We start from the raw sequence: 18,429 nt of genomic DNA, 5'->3' as shown, positions 1-18,429 counted from the left end.
CATGAAAACTCTGAGCTTACCTCCCTTATCTAACAGCCTAGAAGAAGCCCGCAAACACTTTGAAGAATTTGGCTTTGCCTTAATTGCTAACGCCCTTTCCCCGGATGAAGTCAAAGAAGCCAAAGAACGTCTGATTGAACAAGCCGAAGCTGAACGAAAAGCCGGTGTTGCCATGATGGATAGTGGCGCAACATTTAACCCCAATGGCCCCAATCAACGCGTCTGGAGCTTAATTACCAAAGGCGAAATTTTTCGCCGAATTGCCATCAAAGAGGCCCCTTTAAATCTGATTCGAGATAGATTTGCCGCTACCAATGATGGCCCCATGCCAGAACCCTTTGCGGGTGAAGCTCTGTTATCTTCCTTGAGTGCCAATATTGCCTGTAAAGGAGGCTCCGCCATGCCCTTACATTTCGATCAGGGCTATTTACCGGTCACGCCCTATCCCATGGTGATTAACATGATGTGGATGCTCTCGGACTTCACCGAAGAGAATGGAGCCACCCTAATGGTTCCGGGTTCCCATAAACTCAAACCTCAGCAAGTGATGAAAGGACAAGCCATTCCTGTACCAGAAGACGCTCCCGAACCGATCCCTGCTGTTGCTCCTGCGGGGACAGCGATGGTATTTGATGGCCGACTGTGGCATGGCACGGGAGTCAACAAAACCGATGAACCCCGCTATGGGATTTTGGCTTATTATTGTCGTCCCTTTATGCGTCAGCAAGAACATTTCTGGCTGACTCTGGACTGGGAAGAAGTCAAGGGTTATGCTCCCGAATTAAAGGAACTTTTAGGCTTAAAAATGTGGGGCCCCCTTGGTATGGCAGGGAATGGGAAAGATGGCACGATTCAAGAGGTTGGCACTCCCGTTATCCGAGAGATGCATCGGTAATTCCCTGAACTGAATCAGGGTTGGATCAATGAGTCATATTCTAGGGAGTGTCTACGATGAAACCTATCGATCAATTTCTGTCAGAACTGCGTGAATTGGGCGTTAAAGTGTGGGTTGAAGGCGAGAAACTGCGCTGTCGCGCTCCAGAAGGCGTGTTAACCCCAAGTATGCGAGGCACTTTGTCAGAGCGCAAAGGAGAGATTATCCGGTTTCTCAATCAAAGCTTAACTCCGGTTCAGACTCTACCCGCCATTTCTCCCATCCCTCATGATGGCAGTCCTCTCCCCCTTTCTTGGGCCCAAGAAAGACTCTGGATTCTTGACCAACTGGAAGGGAAGAGTTCTGTCTACAATGTGCCTGGAGCCTTCCGAATTACGGGAGATCTTCAGGTTCCTATCCTAGAATCAGCTTTGGCGGAAATCATTCGCCGCCATGAAGTTCTACGGACTCGCTTTGAATCGCTAAATGGCACTCCAGTACAGGTTATTGACCCCCCAGTTGAGTTTGAACTTTCGATCCAAGATTGGCAACATCTCCCCCTAACCCAACAACAGGAGCAGTTAAACCGAGAAATTCGCCGTGAAGCTCAAGCTCCCTTTGATTTAGCAACTGGGCCTTTATTGCGCGTGAGTTTAGTTCGACTTTCAAGAACAGAGTCGGTGTTGCTGGCTAATTTGCACCATATTATCTGTGATGGTTGGTCAGTGGGTGTCTTGTTCCAAGAGTTATCCACACTCTATCAAGCGTATCTTCAGGGAGAACCCTCTCCTTTGCCTGAACTGCCGATTCAATATGCTGACTATAGCCAATGGCAGCGCACTTGGTTAAGTGGGGAAGTTCTGGAGACTCAATTGGGATATTGGCAACAAAAACTGGCTGATGCTCCCGGTTTATTACAGTTGCCAACGGATAGACCTCGACCGGCAGTGCAAAGTTATCGGGGCGAACACCAAGTATTTACCTTGCCTCCCCATCTGACGGAACCCTTGCAACAGCTCAGTCAAAAGGCAGGTGCAACATTATTTATGACCCTATTGGCAGCGTTTTCCACACTGCTGTATCGATATAGTAGCCAAGATGATATTTTAATCGGTTCGCCGATCGCCAATCGCGATCGCCAGGAAGTTGAACCTCTGATGGGGTGTTTTGTCAATACCTTAGTCTTGCGAACCCAGTTTCCAGACGATATAACCTTTGAGCAATTGCTTACTCAAGTCCGGGAAGTCACTTTAGAAGCCTATACTCACCAAAATGTGCCATTTGAACAGGTAGTGGATGCGCTGCAACCGGAACGTAATTTGAGCCATTCCCCCCTATTTCAAGTGATGTTTGTATTGCAGAATGCTGGAGCCTTATCCTGTGAGTTACCAGGAGTGAGTTTTGAACGGTTAAGCTCCCAGATCGCCACCTCTCGATTTGACCTCACCCTCTCCATGGAGGAAACCGATAAAGGAATTTTAGGCTATTGGGAGTATGCTACCGATTTGTTTGATGCTGCGACTATTGCCCGCATGGCAGGTCACTTGCAGGTACTATTAGAGGCGATCGCCGCTAACCCCCAACAGAAGATCGGCGAACTCCCCCTACTCACAGAAGCAGAATGCCATCAGTTACTGATCGAGTGGAATAATACGGCTACCGATTATCCTAGGGATAAGTGTATTCATCAGTTATTTGAAGAACAAGCTGAACGGACTCCTGATGCGATCGCGATTATCTTTGGACAAGAGCAGTTAACCTACCGAGCATTAAATCAGAAAGCTAATCAATTAGCTCGCTATCTGCAAAGTTTAGGAGTACAACCTGAAGCACTGGTGGGAATTTGTGTTGAACGTTCCCTAGAGCTGATTGTGGGCATCTTAGCCATCCTCAAAGCGGGAGGAGCGTATGTACCTCTAGACCCCAATTATCCAGCAGAGCGTTTGAGTTATATGATAGCGGATGCCAACGTTCCGGTCTTAGTCACCACTCAGGATGGCTTAGAGAGGTTACCCGAACCTCAAGCGCAAGTGGTGTGTTTAGATAGGGATTGGGAGGCGATCGCTACACAAAACCAAGAAAATTTACTCAATAAAATCAATATCCAATCTCTAGCGTATATTATCTATACCTCCGGTTCCACAGGCAAACCTAAAGGGGTAATGATTCCTCATCAAGCTGTTGTACGCTTAGTAATGAAGACAAATTATTTACAACTGAAGGGGGGCGATCGGGTCGCTCACGCCTCTAATCCCTCTTTTGATGCCGCAACGTTTGAAATTTGGGGGGCACTCTTAAATAGATCGACTTTGATTATTATCCCCAAAGACACGCTCATGACTCCGGAAAAATTGGCTGCTTGTCTATGGGAAGTCTCCATTGATCATCTTTTTATTACAACTGCCTTATTCAATCAAATTGCAAGACAAGTACCCACCCTCTTTAAATTTTTAAAGAGTTTACTGTTTGGTGGTGAAGCTGTCGATCCAACTTGGGTCAAACAAATTTTAGACAAGGGTAGACCAGAACGGTTACTTCATGTATATGGCCCCACAGAAAATACAACATTTTCCAGTTGGTATTTAGTGGACAACGTTCCAGACGATGCTACTAATTTACCAATTGGTTCTCCCTTATCAAATACTCAATTCTATGTTCTTGACTCTAATTTAACTCCTGTTCCTATTGGAGTACCAGGAGAACTATATGTTGGAGGTGATGGTTTAGCGAGAGGTTACCTCAATCGACCTGAATTAACAGCAGAGAAATTTATCAACAACCCTTTTGATTCTGGAAACCAGACCAGTAAACTGTATAAAACTGGCGATTTAGTTCGCTATCTACCCGATGGCAACATTGAATTCCTCGGAAGAATAGACACTCAAGTGAAAATTCGCGGATTTCGCATCGAACTGGGAGAAATTGAAGCCATTTTATCCACTCATTCCCACGTCGAGCATGGTATTGTCATCCCACGAGAAGATACACCCAATAGCAAACGCTTAGTTGCCTATGTTGTGAGCGAAAATCCCGATCTTACTCCTCTAGATCTACGGCAATTCGTGCAAGATAAACTACCAGAGTATATGATGCCTTCTGCATTTGTTATACTCGAAAAACTCCCCATTACCCCCAATGGGAAAGTAGATAGAAAAGCCTTACCCGCTCCAGATATCGAATTAACCAGAACAGAAGAATTCATTGCTCCCCAAAACAAAATAGAACAGACCTTAGCTGAAATTTGGCAAGACGTTTTAGGATTACAGCGAGTAAGCGTGAAGGATAACTTTTTTGAAATTGGGGGAGATTCAATTATCAGCATTCAAATTGTTTCTCGCGCTCAACAAGCAGGCATTGGCTTGACTGCCAAGCAACTGTTTCAACATCAAACTATTGCACAACTCGCAACCGTTGCCAGTACACTACAACCATCCTCTGCTCAACAAAACCGTGTGACGGGTGAAGTTCCGCTTACTCCCATCCAGCATTGGTTCTTTGAGCAAAATCTTGCTGAACCTCACCACTTTAACCAATCTTTTCTCCTCAAAGTCCCTGCTGATATTAACCCCCAGTTTCTATCCAAAGCCATAGAAAAAATTGTAAACCACCATGATGCTCTACGTTTGCGATTTTTTAAGAATGAAACAAGCTGGAAACAAATCAATAAGAACGTAGAAGAAATTATTCCATTTGAGAGAGTTGATTTATCCTCAGTACCTCCCTCTGAACAAACCCGTGTTTTAGAAGACAATATTGCTCACCAACAGACGACCTTAAATCTGGCTGAAGGCCCTCTTATTAGAAGTATCCTCTATCAAGTTGGAAAACAGACAGAAGGACGTTTACTGATTGTTGCCCATCACCTAGTTATCGATGGAGTTTCTTGGCGTATTGTATTAGAAGATTTATCAGCCGTTTACCAACAACTAGAGAAGGGTGAACCCCTACAACTTCCTCCAAAAACCACAGCATTTCAAGATTGGTCAATTCATCTTTTAGAATACAGCAAATCTCCCCATCTTCAATCGCAACTAAACTATTGGTTGACTCAATCTCAAGACTATAAACTACCTATCGATTATCCAGAAAACACCACTCACAATACAGTTGGGAATACGGATAATATTTCCGTACAGCTAACTTCAGAAGAAACTCAAGCTCTCTTACAAGAAGTCCCCTCCGCTTATAATACCCAAATTAATGATATCTTACTCACTGCCTTAGTACAAACGTTCAAAAATTGGAGCGGACAATCAACTCTATTTCTAGACTTAGAAGGACATGGACGCGAAGAATTGTTTGCTGACATCGATTTATCTCGAACCGTGGGTTGGTTTACCAGTGTCTTTCCCATTATACTCCAACAACCTGTGGAAGATAATATAGGGGAAAATATTAAATCGATTAAAGAACAACTACGAGCAATACCCCATCGTGGGATTGGCTACGGTATTTTACGTTATCTCAGCTCAGATCTAGAAATTAAGTCTGGACTTTCAGCTCTCCCACAACCTGAAATAAGCTTTAACTATTTAGGTCAATTTAATCCGAATGAATCTCAAAAGAATTCTTGGCAAGTCGCTTCAGAAGCCATGGGTTTAGTTCAAAGCCCTCATGGCAAGCGTCCCCATATATTAGATATTACAGGAATTGTCTTGAAGGATAAATTGCAAATTGATTGGACGTACTGTAATTATCTGCATCAACGATCAACCATCGAAACTTTAGCAGAAAATTATATCAATACCTTAAAAGCACTCATTCATCACTGCCAATCTCCAGAAACTGGTGGATATACCCCTTCAGATTTTCCGGCTGTTCAGTTCACACAGATCCAGTTAGATACCATTATCTCAGATATTCAACAAGAAAATCACGACCCAGCCAAGATAACTGCAATTTATCCCCTTTCTCCCTCACAACAAGGAATGCTGTTTGAGTCCTTATCCGCTTCAGAATCTGGGGTTCATATTGAACAGATTGTTCTAAATTTAGAAGGGGATTTAGATGTAAAAGCGTGGCAGAAAGCTTGGAAAAGTTTGATAGATAGACATGAAATTTTAAGGACTGGTTTTCTATGGAAAGATTATGATAAGCTGGCTCAGTTTGTTTTGCAAAGTGTACCTTATGAGTTACAAGTTGAGGATTGGAGAGCAGAAAAAGATGTTCAAGAAAAGTTAGCTCGACATATTCGGATCAAGCAAGAGAAAGGCTTTAACTTAACCCAAGTTCCTCTTCTGGATTTATCTCTATTTCGATGGGAAGATAAAGCCTATTATTTTGTTTTCACAGTACACCATGTTTTGGTAGATGGATGGTCTTTAGGAGTCATATTCCAAGACCTATTGACACTCTATCAAGGATTGACTCAGGATTCTCATTTTTCCTTATCCTCTACCTATCCCTATCGAAACTATATCACGTGGTTATACAGTCAAGATTTGACTGAAGCTCAGGAATTTTGGCAAGAAAAATTACGAGGATTCACCCAACCTACTCCGTTAGGAAAAGAAGTTTCATCGGATGACTTTGCGCTTCCAGAACAACCGTATGGTCGTCGAGCCATTAGTTTATCTGAGTCCTCTACAGAAGCTCTGAATCTTCTCGTCAAGAAAAATCGAGTTACTTTCAATATTCTGATTCAAGGAATTTGGGGATTATTGTTAAGTCGCTATAGTCATCAATTAGATGTCGTTTTTGGGGCTTCTGTTTCGGGTCGTTCTCCAGAAATTTCTGGAATTGAGTCTATGGTTGGCTTATTGATTAATACTGTTCCCATTCGGTGTACTGTTATTCCCGATCTTCCTCTGTGGTCTTGGTTACAAGAACATCAACAACAACAATTTCAACAAAAATCCTATGAATATTGTTCTCAAGGCCAAATTCATTCCTGGAGTGAGATCTCCATGTCATCACGGTTGTATGACAGTATCCTAGTCTTTGAAAATTATCCAGTTGATGCCTCAATCCAAGATTTTTCCGGGTTTAAGATTAGCCTTAATCAAAATCATTCTCTAGGAGCACAAACTCAGTCTAGTTTAACTATTCTTGCGATTCCTGGCTCCAATTTCAAAATTAATGCTGTTTATAGTCATTCTAAATTCAAGGGGTCGGAAATTAAAAAAATACTCGATCATTTTCTCATGATTTTCGATTTGATTATTAAAAATCCTGAAATAACTTTAGCAGAGATCGCTAATGCGATTTCAGACGATCAAGTTCCACAGGTTAATCCGGATCACTTATCCAAGGAAATTACGAGTCAGGATAGTCAAGAATCCTTCCTTTTACCGCGAAATTCTACCGAGCGAAAGCTGGCAAAAATTTGGTCAGATATTCTTCAAATTGAACCCATAGGAATTAGAGATGGCTTTTTCAATCTGGGTGGACATTCGCTTTTAGCACTAAAATTGATGGCTAAAATTGAGCAGGAGTTTGATCGGCATCTTTCCCTATCCACTCTCTTTCAAGCTCAGACTATTGAAAAACTGGCGATATGCTTGCAAGAATCAACAGATTTTAATTCTTGGTCAGCCTTAGTCCCGATTCAAACTCAAGGAAATCAACCTCCTTTCTTTTGTGTTCCAGGAGCGGGTGGAAATGTGATTTATTTGTCTAATTTGGCTTGTTATTTAGGAGAAGAGCGACCTTTCTATGGGTTTCAATCCAGAGGTTTGGATGGAGCATCAGAACCCTACACTACAGTCGAAGCTATGGCGAGGGATTATATTGGATATATTAAAGCGGTACAACCAGAAGGCCCTTACTATTTAGGGGGTCATTCTTTCGGTGCTTTAGTGGCTTTTGAGATGAGTCAGCAACTAGAAGCGCAAGGAGATAGAGTGGCTCGACTGGTGATTCTGGATAGTCCAGTTCCAGATGCACTAGAAAATAAACCGAATATCGATCGCGATTGGTCTCTTTCCCGGAAACTGATTTTAGTGGTGGCATTAATTGAACAGTTTTTTGGCACGGAAATCGGAGTATCTGCGGAAGTTTTGGAATCCCTCGAAGCAGAAGAACAATGGCAATATATCTATGAACAGCTACAAACCGTGGGCTTTTTCCCCGAAGGAGCAGGGGTTCAACAGATTCGAGGGTTTGTGAAGGTGTTAATGAGTGATTATGACGCAAGCTATTCTTATTACCCGCAAAGCAATTATCACATTCCGATCGTGTTATTGAAGGCAAGAGATACGGTCTCTGAAGATATGGCAGAAAAAGGCTTTGGCCATACTCTCAAAGCAGAGATTGCCAGCGATCGCCTCTGGGGTTGGGGTCGTTTCTCCTCTGAACCCGTAGCACTTTATACTGTACCAGGTACACACTTAACTATGTTAAAACCCCCTCATGTCCAAGTCTTAGCAGAAACCTTGCGAAATTGTTTTTAAAAACCAACGCGGGTCAACTGCTTGCTGCTTTCTGCTTTCGGGGTAAGGGGAGCGCTGAGGGCTTCATCAAGACTGGCTCGACCGAGCCGTTCTTCTAAAACTTGCATGACTTCCCGACCAAAGTCATTACTATTGCGCTGCCATGCAGCTAAACAGACTTGGCCAAAAAATGAGCCTAATGGTTCTGGATTCCAGAGTAATTTGCGAGCTGTCCAGGGCATCATACTCATGGGATCGTAGTCGGGTTTAAGAATGCCTTGGTCAAAGGCATATTGTTCGAGGTGAGTATGGGGTTGTAAACCGATAAAGAAAATGGCGGGTTCGACTTTATCGACTCCAAAGATTTCTTCTAAGGCCCGATGATAGGCGATGGTTTGGCGAATGGTGTCATAGGTTTCGTCAATTACGTTGAAGGAATAATTGACGGATACGAGATCGTTAAAACCGGCTGCTTTTAAGTCCCGACAGTTTTCTAAAACTACGCGCAGATTATAGCCCATTCGCATTTTACGGACTAATTCTTGGGAGCCACTGGTAATGCCGATTTCAAAGTAATTCATTCCTGTTTTGACCATCAGATCGCACAGTTCAGGAGTGAGATTATCCGCCCGGATATAGGAGGCCCAGTGAATATCAGTTAAACCCGCTTCCAGGATTTTGTGGAGCAATTCGATCGCATCGGGAATGAATTTCCGTGCTGGAATAAATTGGGCATCGGTAAACCAGAAGTTCCGTACCCCCCGGTCATAGAGTTGACGCATTTCTTCGACGACTTCATCGGCGGGGTTGATGCGAACTTTTTTACCTTCGACGACTGTATAAATGCAGTAGCAGCAATTATGGGGGCAGCCACGTTTGGTTTGTACGCCTAAGTAAAAGTCGGGATCTTGCAGGTAGTAGTTAAAGGCTGGCCAAATTTCTTCGATATAGGTATAGTTGCAGGCCGTTTTTTCGAGGGGAGTGGGGGGTTCGTGGATGAGGCGATCGCGGGCCACTGTTTGACCGACAACATAACAGCGCTCGCCACTGATATCTTGATCCTTTAAGAGTTTTTCTAAGAGGCTTTCTCCTTCACCCACGGAAATAACGGTTCCTGGGGGAAGGGAGCGACCAAGTTGTTTATAAAAGACGCTCACCGCACCGCCTCCCACCACTAAGCGGGTGTTGGGGTTATATTTTTGGGCACGCTTTAAGCCTCGCTTAATCAGGCTCATATTCCGCCAAAGTTCCCCATAGTAGGCAGTGGCTAATCGCAAACCGCCCAGAGCGCCTCGCAGCTTAATGAAGGGATTAAAGCTATAGTAAAATTCAAAGGCGTTTTGTAGGGGGTTGCCGCTTCTTCCGCCTACGGGGGCATAGATTTGAATGTCTCGCCAGGAGAAGATCAGTAAGTTGGGGCGAAACTGATCGATCGCCTCGTCTAGAGCTTGTTTATAATCGAGGGGGGGAATTGTTCCCAGGTCGAAGATCTGTTGTTCCACAGAGGGGAAACACTTGTGGATGTGATCGGCAAGATAGACCACACCGATGGGAAAGATGGGGTTACAGGGAAGGCGGACGTAAAGAAGGCGATCGCCAGTAACGGAGGTAGCGTGCATAGGGCGTTTCCTGTTCTAAACCTGGATTTATGAGAGTTTTTCACATAACTTTACGATAACATTGGTTTTGGGATCTGTTGGAGGAAATTTTGGGTCCAGGGAGTTGGGACTTAGATTAGATTTACTAATCATCAAGATTAGAGATGATCATCGATAAGTGCAGAGAAAATCCTTATAAAAGTCTCTAGGACTGCAATTGACTGCCTAGAAAAGAGGTTAAAAAAGGATTAATGGTAGTCGCCTTTACAACCCGTTGGGATCAGAAGTGTTAGAGTGGCCAATGTAGGCTAATATGCGTTATTTTTGATCTTTTCATAAGAATATGGCACAAATTCTTGATCCCCTTCCACCAGAGCAGTCCTATCGCATTCTTTGCTGCTATGTAAATGCGACCAGTAAAGTGCAAGTTGCTCGGATCTGTAATATTCAAAATTGGTACTTTGAACGGGTGGTGTTTCCCGGACAGCGTTTAGTCTTTGAATCTGTTCCGGAAGCCCTATTGGAAATTCACTGTGGCATGATGGCCAGTGCGATTTTATCGGATAAAATTCCTTGCGATCGCTTAAAACTACAAGAATTAGGTATAGAAGGGGAAGGGCAAATGCTCAAGGAATCTAACTCTTTACCCAAAGTGATTAATACCTTAACCAACTTTAAAGCCCCAACGTTAACGGCGATTGATTAAGAAAACCTTTAATCTCTGGTTAGGAGAAAGATGGGGAAGTAAAAGACGACGGGCTAAACTTCTTTATCTGAATCTAGATTGAAATTTTAGCTTTAGACGGTTACGTTTAATAAATCTGGTTTTAATTTGTGGATCTTCCTTCATTTTTATGGCTCTGGAAAATAGCGGCCTGGTCAATGGGCTTGGCCCTATTTTCCTATGTCTTATTAGCGATGACAGGAACTGGAGTTTGGTGGAGTCGGCAAAACCGCCAACCCTTACCTCGATGGTGGCGATCGCTCCATTATATTCTCGGTTCTATTTTAGTCTTTCTGGTTCTTTTGCTGCTGGCGATCGGTATCGTCGGAACCCTGGGACATTATGGCAGCTTAGGGCATTCCTCTCACCTATTTGCGGGACTATTGGTGGTTGCTTTAGTCCTGATTTCTGCCACCAGTGCGACTCAGATCAGTCCCCAAAGACCTTGGGCTAGACCTCTACATCTGCTCACCAACACCCTCCTATTTATGGGCTTCAGTTGGGTTTCCCTTACTGGATGGAGTGTGGTACAAAAATATCTACCTTAGACGGATCAACCGGATTATGCGCGATCGCCCCCAGCAAGACTCATCACTGTTTAAAATTTCCCCCCTTATCCGTATCCCCCTATTAACCCTCTATAGTGCCCTCACCGTCCCTTTACCGATTTTAGCGAGGGTAACCCCATCTGGAGTTTCTCCACTGCTCCTGTGGGTCGCTGTTGCCCTAGGAGCAGTGATTCTCTGGGGAGCGCTCAGTGAACGAGTTACCCTGGATGAGGAACAGATTCAAGTCAACTATCCCTCCTGGGTCTTTTGGGCAAAACACCGTCATTGGTCTTTGCCTTGGTCAGAAATCCAAGCCTTAAAACCCAGAACAACAGGACAAGGAGGATTGGTTTATTATTTTTTGGCTAAATCTGGAGATGCCTACTTACTTCCCATGCGGATTGCCGGATTTTCCCAACTGGTGCTAAAAGTTCAAGAGAAAACCCAAATTGATACCAGCAAGGTGAAACCTCTAGCCCAACCTTGGATGTATGCCCTGTTATTCGGCTTTAGTCTGATGCTCCTAGGTGTAGATGCTTGGACTATTTCCACTGCCCTAAACCAAGTTTTGTAAAACTCGGTTTTCCCTATTCCCTCTCCTGATTTCTATTGTTTCATGGGAAACGTATGCTGGGCAGACAGGGAAGGTGAACGGGTGGGAAAAGGAGAAGGCGATCTCCTCTGCTGGGCTAGTCCATCCTGATTAAACCGATAACCAACCTTGCGTACCGTTTGAATGACATGGGGTTGGCGAGGATCTCTCTCAATTTTCTTGCGTAAAGAAAGAACATGGGTATCCACAGTACGAGGATTATCAATCTCATCTGGCCAAGCCCGTTGTAGTAACTGAGACCGACTTAAGGGTTCTCCTCCTACTTGAGCCAGGGCATAAAGCAAGCTAAATTCTTGGGGTGTTAAATCAATCGCCTCTCCCTTAAGAGAGACCTGTCGTTGCACCAGATCGATCTTCAGTTCACCATAGTTAAGATGGGCAGGAGGGGTAAGTTTGTTTTGCCGTCGGATCAGAGCTTGTACCCGTGCCATAAACTCCTGCATTCCAAACGGTTTGGTGAGATAATCATCTGCACCGGCTTGCAGTCCAGCGACCACATCAGTTTCTGCATTACGAGCAGAAAGCATTAAAATCAAAGATTTTTGTTGATTGTAAATCCACTGACAAAGTTCTAAACCTTGTCCTCCAGAAATACTACCATCTAAAACCACTAAAGTCGGTTCCCGCACCATATAAACATGACGAGCGCTGGCACTATCGGCAGATTGGTAAATCCCATAGCCAGCCTGCTGTAAGTGCCAACCGAGAAGCGATCGCAGATGAGGGTTGCTTTCAATAATCTGAATACCAATCAAGACCACTTCGGTTTAATTTCCCTACCACACTATGCAGCATATAACTCGTTCACCTTAACAAGGTTTAACTTACTTTTTTGTAGTTGTCGATACCGAGTATTCTGGTTTGGGCTTTTTAGGGATCGGTACAGAATTTGTTTCTTTGGGTATGCTAAGTTTAAGAAACTCTAGCAAATTGCCTATCTCAATTCTGTCTGGAGATTCGTTAAAATAAAGCTATCAGTGGTCCTAGGCCATTCTGTGATTGACCGATCCGGATTTTGCCTATTGGGAAGCGAACAGACCAAAGGATCGACCCTTAAGATACCCAACAAAGTGAAGTTCAGTTGACGATCAGGAGACAACTCTTATGATGCTTCAGGATACTCAAACCATCCGCTTTTACCAAAAAATTACTGATTCTCTTGTAGACCTCTGGAACCGGGGATACCGCTATGACGACTTGCGTATGTATCTCGAAGGCTATCTGGCGGCATTAAGACATTCTAATTGTATTGAAACCTATTTAGTCCATCGGCTAGAAGAAGAAGCCTATCGATATTTACGCGACCGATCTAATTTTGAAATACCCCTACCTGAACCCGAAGCCAAATATTACTAGCCCAGAGTCATGGGCGATCGCTGGTTTCTAGGTTGTTTCAACCCCAAAAAATATCCCCTGGTAGTTTTCAGATAGACTTTATCCCTAAATAACCACCGGGGGATTATCGATCAATAGAGAGGTTATTCTAGGACGCTAAAGCCACTTCCACCATCTGGGCGAGTTCTCCACTTTGGTATAACCCAAAAACAATGTCAGAGCCGCCAACAAACTCGCCATTAATATAAAGCTGGGGAATGGTTGGCCAATTAGAATACTCTTTAATTCCTTGGCGAATCGCATCATTTTGCAACACATCTATTGTTTCATAGGGGACTGCAAGCTGATTGAGCATCTGCACCACATTATTGGAAAATCCACATTGGGGCATCAGTTTATTCCCCTTCATAAACAAAAGAATTTTGTGTGCTTTAATTGTATTGTCAATGTGTTCTTTCAAGTCTGGAGTCATAGTTATCAAGTGAGGAAAGTAGAACGGCAACCTTAAATCGGTTTCAGAGTCTCGATCTTAACTGATTTTTAAGAATTTTACTGAACCGCTTGAAATTCTTCTGGGGTGTATGTCTTTAAACCCAAGGCATGAATAGCATTACTGGCCATGGCCTCCTGAACGGCTGCATAAACCAACTGATGTTGTTGTACCGGTCTTTTGCCTTCAAACTCACGGGAGACCACGATCGCTTCGTAATGATCCCCTCCTCCCGTCATATCCTTCAGTTGAATTTGGGCATCAGGAAGCTTGGCTTTAATCATCGCTTCTACTTCGGCTGGACGAATCATACAAGACTCCTTAATGATTACTTACGATAATCGTTCTCAACTCTTTATTGTAGCGATCGCCCGTTAGAGACTCAAGGGAATGACCCCGCTGATACTCTTATGGATTCTATTGGGGAACCGCAGACGTAGCTTCACTATCCTCATCCCTTTTGGGATAGGGAGAATCTACAAAGCCTAATTCAAATAATTGTTGGTATGCCTTTTTACCCATTTCGGTGGTGGGGTTTTGAGAGCGAATCACCTGTACCAGCAGGGGAACCGCTAAATCAGCTTCGTTTTGAGCGCGATGGACGAGGGCAAGCTGATAGGTTGCTTCATCCCGTTTTTGCGCCGTTTCCACAGCTAAATCCCGTTGGCTATTCGCAATACGATTATCAATACCAGAGAAACTCGCTGCCAGTTCCTGATAAAAATTCGATAATTGGTTAAACACTTGACGAGCATCTTGGAGTTTTTGCTGCGCTAGGGCATAATTTTCATTGCCCACGGCTTGAGCCGCTTCAGCCATCAGGCGATCGCCGCCAATCCTACTCAGTAGGCTGTTTTCCTGATTCAGGGGTCGAAATTCATCGGCATTCGGTTGAGCGTCTTGAGCCGCTAAGTTCTGGTGAGTCGATTGCCCAAAGGCTACGTTTGTGAAGGCGATCGCAGAAGTACAAATAGCTAGGGTCGTCGCTTGCAGGAGTTGAGAGGGTTTTAAAGATACCATGAGTTGTAAGAGCTAGGGTGAAGACTAACAATATAAAACAAATCTAAACATAATTTAGCAGACAGTTCCCCTTTTTATCTGTTCCAATCAAAAGCAAGAGATAAACGATCGCAATAGAGTAGTGAAGATGGTCAAAGTTTTTGAGCAGTTGTGGCGCTTTCTTGGGAGTCAACTGAGTTCTCCCCCGGATCGGTCCTCCGATCCCGTTCAGGCCAAGTCGGGTATCCCAGAGTCAGAAATCGGGTTAGTACTGCAACGGGGCGGCCAAGAATTGGTTTTAGAAAAGGCTTCAGACCGGCTGACGGTTTCCCCGAAGTCGAATATGTCTTCAGACTGGGCCAAGGATCTCCCTTCCTTAGCGACTCGTCCTATTGCTCCAAAACTCTCAGAATTAACGGTCGATCCCCAAAGCTTAGAAACGGCAATTACTTCAGCTCGCAATTCCCAAGATGTAGCCTTTGCCAGTCATGTCTATCAGATCAAAAATTCACCGGGAACCTACACCTATTTGTCCAACGAGATTACCATTCAATGGTCGCCAACGAGCAATGCCCAAACTCGCAGGGGCCCGATTCAAAAGTATGGCCTGCGGGAAGTCAAACCGGTGGAAACACTCCCCAATACCTGGGTTTATCAACTGACGGAAAAATCCACAGAAAATCCGATTAAAATTGCCAACCGCTTAATTGCTTCTCCAGTAGTCCTTACGGCTGAACCCAATCTCATTATTCCCAGCCAACCCATGTATCGCCCCACCGATGGGTCTTATCGACAACAATGGTATCTGAATCATAATGGGGGAAACTATCTCGCGACTGGGTCGCATATTGATGCAGAACGTGCTTGGGATCTGACCAGGGGCGATCGCTCCATTGTCGTCGCCGTTGCCGATGATGCGATCGACCTCAACCATCCTGACTTCCAAGGATTAGGTAAAATTGTTGCCCCCAAAGACTTCAAAGACCGAGACTTTATCCCCCAACCCGGAGGACTGGTGGAAAACCATGGTACCTCCTGTGCCGGAGTTGCCATTGCCGAAGAAAACGGCTCCGGTATCGTTGGTGTAGCGCCTGGATGCTCCCTAATGCCCGTTCGTACCACCGGCTTCTTAGATGATAATTCCATGGAACAACTCTTTGATTGGTGTGCCAGTCGTGGAGCTGCTGTGATTTCCTGTAGTTGGGGGCCAGCCGCCGTTAATTTCCCCCTCTCCCTACGCCAAAACGCTGCCCTGACCAAAGCTGCCACCCAAGGCCGTCAGGGGAAAGGCTGTGTGATTGTCTTTGCTTCTGGGAATGCCAACCGCCCCATTAACGATACCGTTAATGAACAAGGATGGCCGAGCAATGTCATTTCTGGAAATACCCGATGGTTAGCCGGTTTTCCGGTTCATCCCGATGTGATTGCGGTTTCTGCTTGTTCGAGTCTGAGCAAAAAAGCTATCTACAGTAACTGGGGGAAAGAAATCGCCGTTTGCGCGCCCTCTAATAATGCCCCTCCAGGGATTTGGTTACAGCAAACCGGATTTATCCAAACTCCTCCTGCGGTTACCAGAGCTACTCCAGGATTAGGTGTATTTACGACTGACCGGGTAGGGGGAGCAGGATATGGTACAGGGGATTTTACGGGTACTTTTGGCGGGACTTCCAGTGCTTGTCCGATTGTCGCTGGAGTGGCAGCCTTAGTCTTATCAGCGAATCCCGATTTAACGGCGGCTCAGGTGAAGCAAATTTTAATCTCGAATACGGATAAGATTGTGGACTCAGACCCCGATCCTCAGTTTGGCTTTCGCAAAGGCTCTTATGATAGTCGAGGCCACTCCGAGTGGTTTGGCTATGGTAAAGTGAATGCCTATAAGGCTGTTGCGGCTGCTGTGCGATCGCGCCCTACTCCTCCCAGGGTTAGCCGCTGGATTCAACGGCAAAATTATGCCAGCGTCACCATTCGAGATTACGATAGTCGCGGCATTAGTAGCTCGATCTATATTTCGGAAAGCAATTCATTACGAGATATCCAAGTGACTGTAGACATCGATCACAGTTTTTTAGGCGATATTCAAGTTAGGTTAATTGCCCCCAATAACAAAACCATTTTGCTCCAAAACCGGACATTAGGCCAACAAACCCGGCTTCAACATACTTATACCTCTTCTGAGCGTCCCTTATTGCAAGATTTAGTTAATCTCTCCGTTAAAGGAGTTTGGAAATTACAAGTGATTGATTATGCTTTAGGCAACACCGGCACATTAAGAGGTTGGGTACTGACCTTAGGGATTTGAACTATTCTCGAACGGTCTAGCTAATAAGAACCAGAGGATCTTTATGGGGGATTTTTATTTTAATTTCTAGAGTTCCCTCTGATGCGATAGAACTTGTGGCATTCTCTCGATTTACAGGCTTTAGAGAAGGTAGATATGTCCACCTGAATACCCGTATAATTCAATCGGTAGAATAAGTCTCTCATGCTAGTCAAACTACTATCAAATATGAAGTTTAACCAGATTTCAAAGAAGAGGCGAGAGTTGAGAACTGGGTAATCATGAGGAGACAATGACTTGAGAATGGGTTTGACAAAATTGGTAAAGGAAGTTACCATAGGCGAGAATATTATTTGAATATTTGAGGATAGAATAGCATGTTTTATCCTCTTTTTTTTCGGCATTAAGCTAACATTCAACACTAACAACCCCTGCACCTGGCCATAAGGCAAGGCAGGAGACAATCATTAATAAAAACCTTAAATGCCTCTCCATCTAATGAGCCATTAAGAGTCATTAATACTAAAACTTCCTGCTGACTAATGGCTCCTACAAGAGTGATTTTCGCTTCTCGATAATAAGGTTTAAGTTCTCTGACTCTTGTCCCTTTTTCTGAACGACCATAAGCACGGCTTCCTCCTAGGAGAATCCCAGATTCATCTATAAATACAAGGTTCTCTGGCTCTATTTCTTTGATTTTTTCCCAATATTCTACTCTTAGTTTTTGTACTCTTTGTGTTGCCGCTTGACTGCTACGCCTCGTTTTTTTTTACGAGATAACCCTAATTTCTGTAAACAGCGACACATGGCTGTCGGACTTATCCAATTACCGGTCAATTCGGCAAATAATTCACACAGTTCCCCTAGAGTGGCATCTATATTTTTTTCTACTAAGGTTTTCACTTGTTCTTGAGCTTCAACACTTGTAAGATAACTAAACTGGGGCTTGCCTAGGCGTTTTAGATCTACATTTCCTTCCGTTTTTTGTTGTTTGACCAACTTGTGAACTAAATTTTTACTCACTGACAATCTCGCGGCTACTTGTCTAATTGAGTGGTTTTCTACTAGATGCGCTTTAACGATTTTTTCTCGTAAGTCTACGCTATATGCTTTCATCACCTACTCCATAACACCTATTCCCGTACTGTACACCATTACAGCGCAAAGCGCTGTATCTGAGAGACTAAAGGAGGCGAAAGGATTGAATAGTTATGGAGAAATTCAGGAAGGGTTGCCGGAAAAACACGGGGAGATAGTTAAGTATAAAACGGTTCATAAAACGGTGAGATATAAATGAGGAGGGAAATTAAAAACACCTCGTCCGAGAAGCGTAAATCAGCATAAGGAAGCAGAAGAAACGTTTAAAAAAAATCAAACCAGCCTTAAGTATATTGTATAAGCTATTGGGAAAAGGAGAAAAGTGTAGATACTTGGCTGGAGAGGAGACTCGTTTAGGACTCAAGACAATTGGGGGAAAGAAGATTACCCTAAAGGGAGTGAAACCCGAGGGAAGCGTACAGTCTTTTTCCCAAAAGATGAAATTTCATCTAAGAAGTAGACAGTTCATCATAGACCAATCACTTTTTATTAAAACTCCCCT

The 18,429-nt window shown here is 44.1% G+C and carries 14 protein-coding genes; 7 read left to right on the top strand and 7 right to left on the bottom strand.

Annotation, left to right across the window (positions count from 1 at the left end):
• Nucleotide 1: 1 nt before the first annotated feature.
• Both J7529_RS11330 and J7529_RS11325 read left to right on the top strand, forming a co-directional pair.
• Nucleotides 2–895: a phytanoyl-CoA dioxygenase family protein gene (locus tag J7529_RS11330; RefSeq protein WP_318729044.1), complete on the top strand. Its 894-nt coding sequence runs from the start codon at nt 2–4 to the stop codon at nt 893–895.
• Nucleotides 896–951: 56 nt separating this feature from the next.
• On the top strand, nt 952–8,265 hold the full coding sequence (locus J7529_RS11325) for a non-ribosomal peptide synthetase (protein ID WP_318729043.1): 7,314 nt from the start codon (nt 952–954) through the stop codon (nt 8,263–8,265).
• On the opposite strand, the gene J7529_RS11320 is transcribed toward J7529_RS11325, so the two are convergent.
• A complete protein-coding gene (locus tag J7529_RS11320) occupies nt 8,262–9,863 on the bottom strand; it encodes a photosystem II high light acclimation radical SAM protein (protein WP_318729042.1) in 1,602 nt (533 codons plus the stop codon). The genes J7529_RS11325 and J7529_RS11320 overlap by 4 nt on opposite strands.
• Before the next feature lie 322 nt (nt 9,864–10,185).
• Between J7529_RS11320 and J7529_RS11315 the strand changes: the two genes are divergently transcribed.
• From J7529_RS11315 to J7529_RS11305, 3 genes are all read left to right on the top strand, one after another.
• Nucleotides 10,186–10,548, top strand: a complete 363-nt coding sequence (locus J7529_RS11315; RefSeq protein ID WP_271945075.1) for a DUF1830 domain-containing protein — start codon at nt 10,186–10,188, stop codon at nt 10,546–10,548.
• A 128-nt stretch (nt 10,549–10,676) separates the two neighbouring features.
• Complete coding sequence (locus J7529_RS11310; RefSeq protein ID WP_271945078.1) at nt 10,677–11,114, top strand: DUF4079 domain-containing protein; 438 nt, start codon at nt 10,677–10,679, stop codon at nt 11,112–11,114.
• A gap of 16 nt (nt 11,115–11,130) precedes the next feature.
• Nucleotides 11,131–11,688, top strand: a complete 558-nt coding sequence (locus J7529_RS11305; protein WP_318729041.1) for a hypothetical protein — start codon at nt 11,131–11,133, stop codon at nt 11,686–11,688.
• A gap of 32 nt (nt 11,689–11,720) precedes the next feature.
• On the opposite strand, the gene J7529_RS11300 is transcribed toward J7529_RS11305, so the two are convergent.
• Nucleotides 11,721–12,488 (bottom strand): response regulator transcription factor, encoded by a 768-nt coding sequence (locus J7529_RS11300; protein ID WP_271945084.1) that lies wholly within the window; start codon nt 12,486–12,488, stop codon nt 11,721–11,723.
• A 346-nt stretch (nt 12,489–12,834) separates the two neighbouring features.
• On the opposite strand from J7529_RS11300, the gene J7529_RS11295 reads away from it, so the two are divergent.
• Nucleotides 12,835–13,083, top strand: a complete 249-nt coding sequence (locus J7529_RS11295; protein ID WP_413038871.1) for a DUF6761 family protein — start codon at nt 12,835–12,837, stop codon at nt 13,081–13,083.
• A 127-nt stretch (nt 13,084–13,210) separates the two neighbouring features.
• Here the strand turns inward: J7529_RS11295 and grxD are convergent, their stop codons facing one another.
• The 3 genes from grxD to J7529_RS11280 all read right to left on the bottom strand — a co-directional run bounded on the left by grxD (nt 13,211) and on the right by J7529_RS11280 (nt 14,572).
• Entirely contained in the window at nt 13,211–13,534 is a 324-nt protein-coding gene (gene grxD / locus J7529_RS11290; protein ID WP_271945087.1) for a Grx4 family monothiol glutaredoxin, read from the bottom strand.
• 77 nt (nt 13,535–13,611) lie between these two features.
• Nucleotides 13,612–13,863 carry a BolA family protein gene (locus J7529_RS11285; RefSeq protein ID WP_318729039.1) on the bottom strand — a complete coding sequence of 84 codons (252 nt, stop codon included), beginning with the start codon at nt 13,861–13,863 and terminating at the stop codon, nt 13,612–13,614.
• Nucleotides 13,864–13,969: 106 nt separating this feature from the next.
• Nucleotides 13,970–14,572 (bottom strand): hypothetical protein, encoded by a 603-nt coding sequence (locus tag J7529_RS11280; RefSeq protein WP_271945094.1) that lies wholly within the window; start codon nt 14,570–14,572, stop codon nt 13,970–13,972.
• Nucleotides 14,573–14,699: 127 nt separating this feature from the next.
• Between J7529_RS11280 and J7529_RS11275 the strand changes: the two genes are divergently transcribed.
• Entirely contained in the window at nt 14,700–16,850 is a 2,151-nt protein-coding gene (locus tag J7529_RS11275; RefSeq protein ID WP_318729038.1) for a S8 family serine peptidase, read from the top strand.
• Between the two features lie 400 nt (nt 16,851–17,250).
• On the opposite strand, the gene J7529_RS24690 is transcribed toward J7529_RS11275, so the two are convergent.
• Together J7529_RS24690 and J7529_RS11265 are read right to left on the bottom strand one after the other, a co-directional pair.
• Entirely contained in the window at nt 17,251–17,493 is a 243-nt protein-coding gene (locus J7529_RS24690; RefSeq protein ID WP_413038870.1) for a transposase, read from the bottom strand.
• A gap of 53 nt (nt 17,494–17,546) precedes the next feature.
• The gene (locus J7529_RS11265; protein WP_318729037.1) at nt 17,547–17,945 is read right to left on the bottom strand and encodes a transposase; all 399 of its coding nucleotides are present in this window, start codon (nt 17,943–17,945) and stop codon (nt 17,547–17,549) included.
• Between the last annotated feature and the right edge of the window lie 484 nt (nt 17,946–18,429).

This window comes from Roseofilum sp. Guam (genome assembly GCF_017746735.1).
GTDB classification, from domain to species: Bacteria; Cyanobacteriota; Cyanobacteriia; order Cyanobacteriales; family Desertifilaceae; genus Roseofilum; species Roseofilum reptotaenium.
The sequence above is the reverse complement of the archived record's forward strand: the minus strand, read 5'-3'. Positions and strand labels throughout refer to the sequence as shown.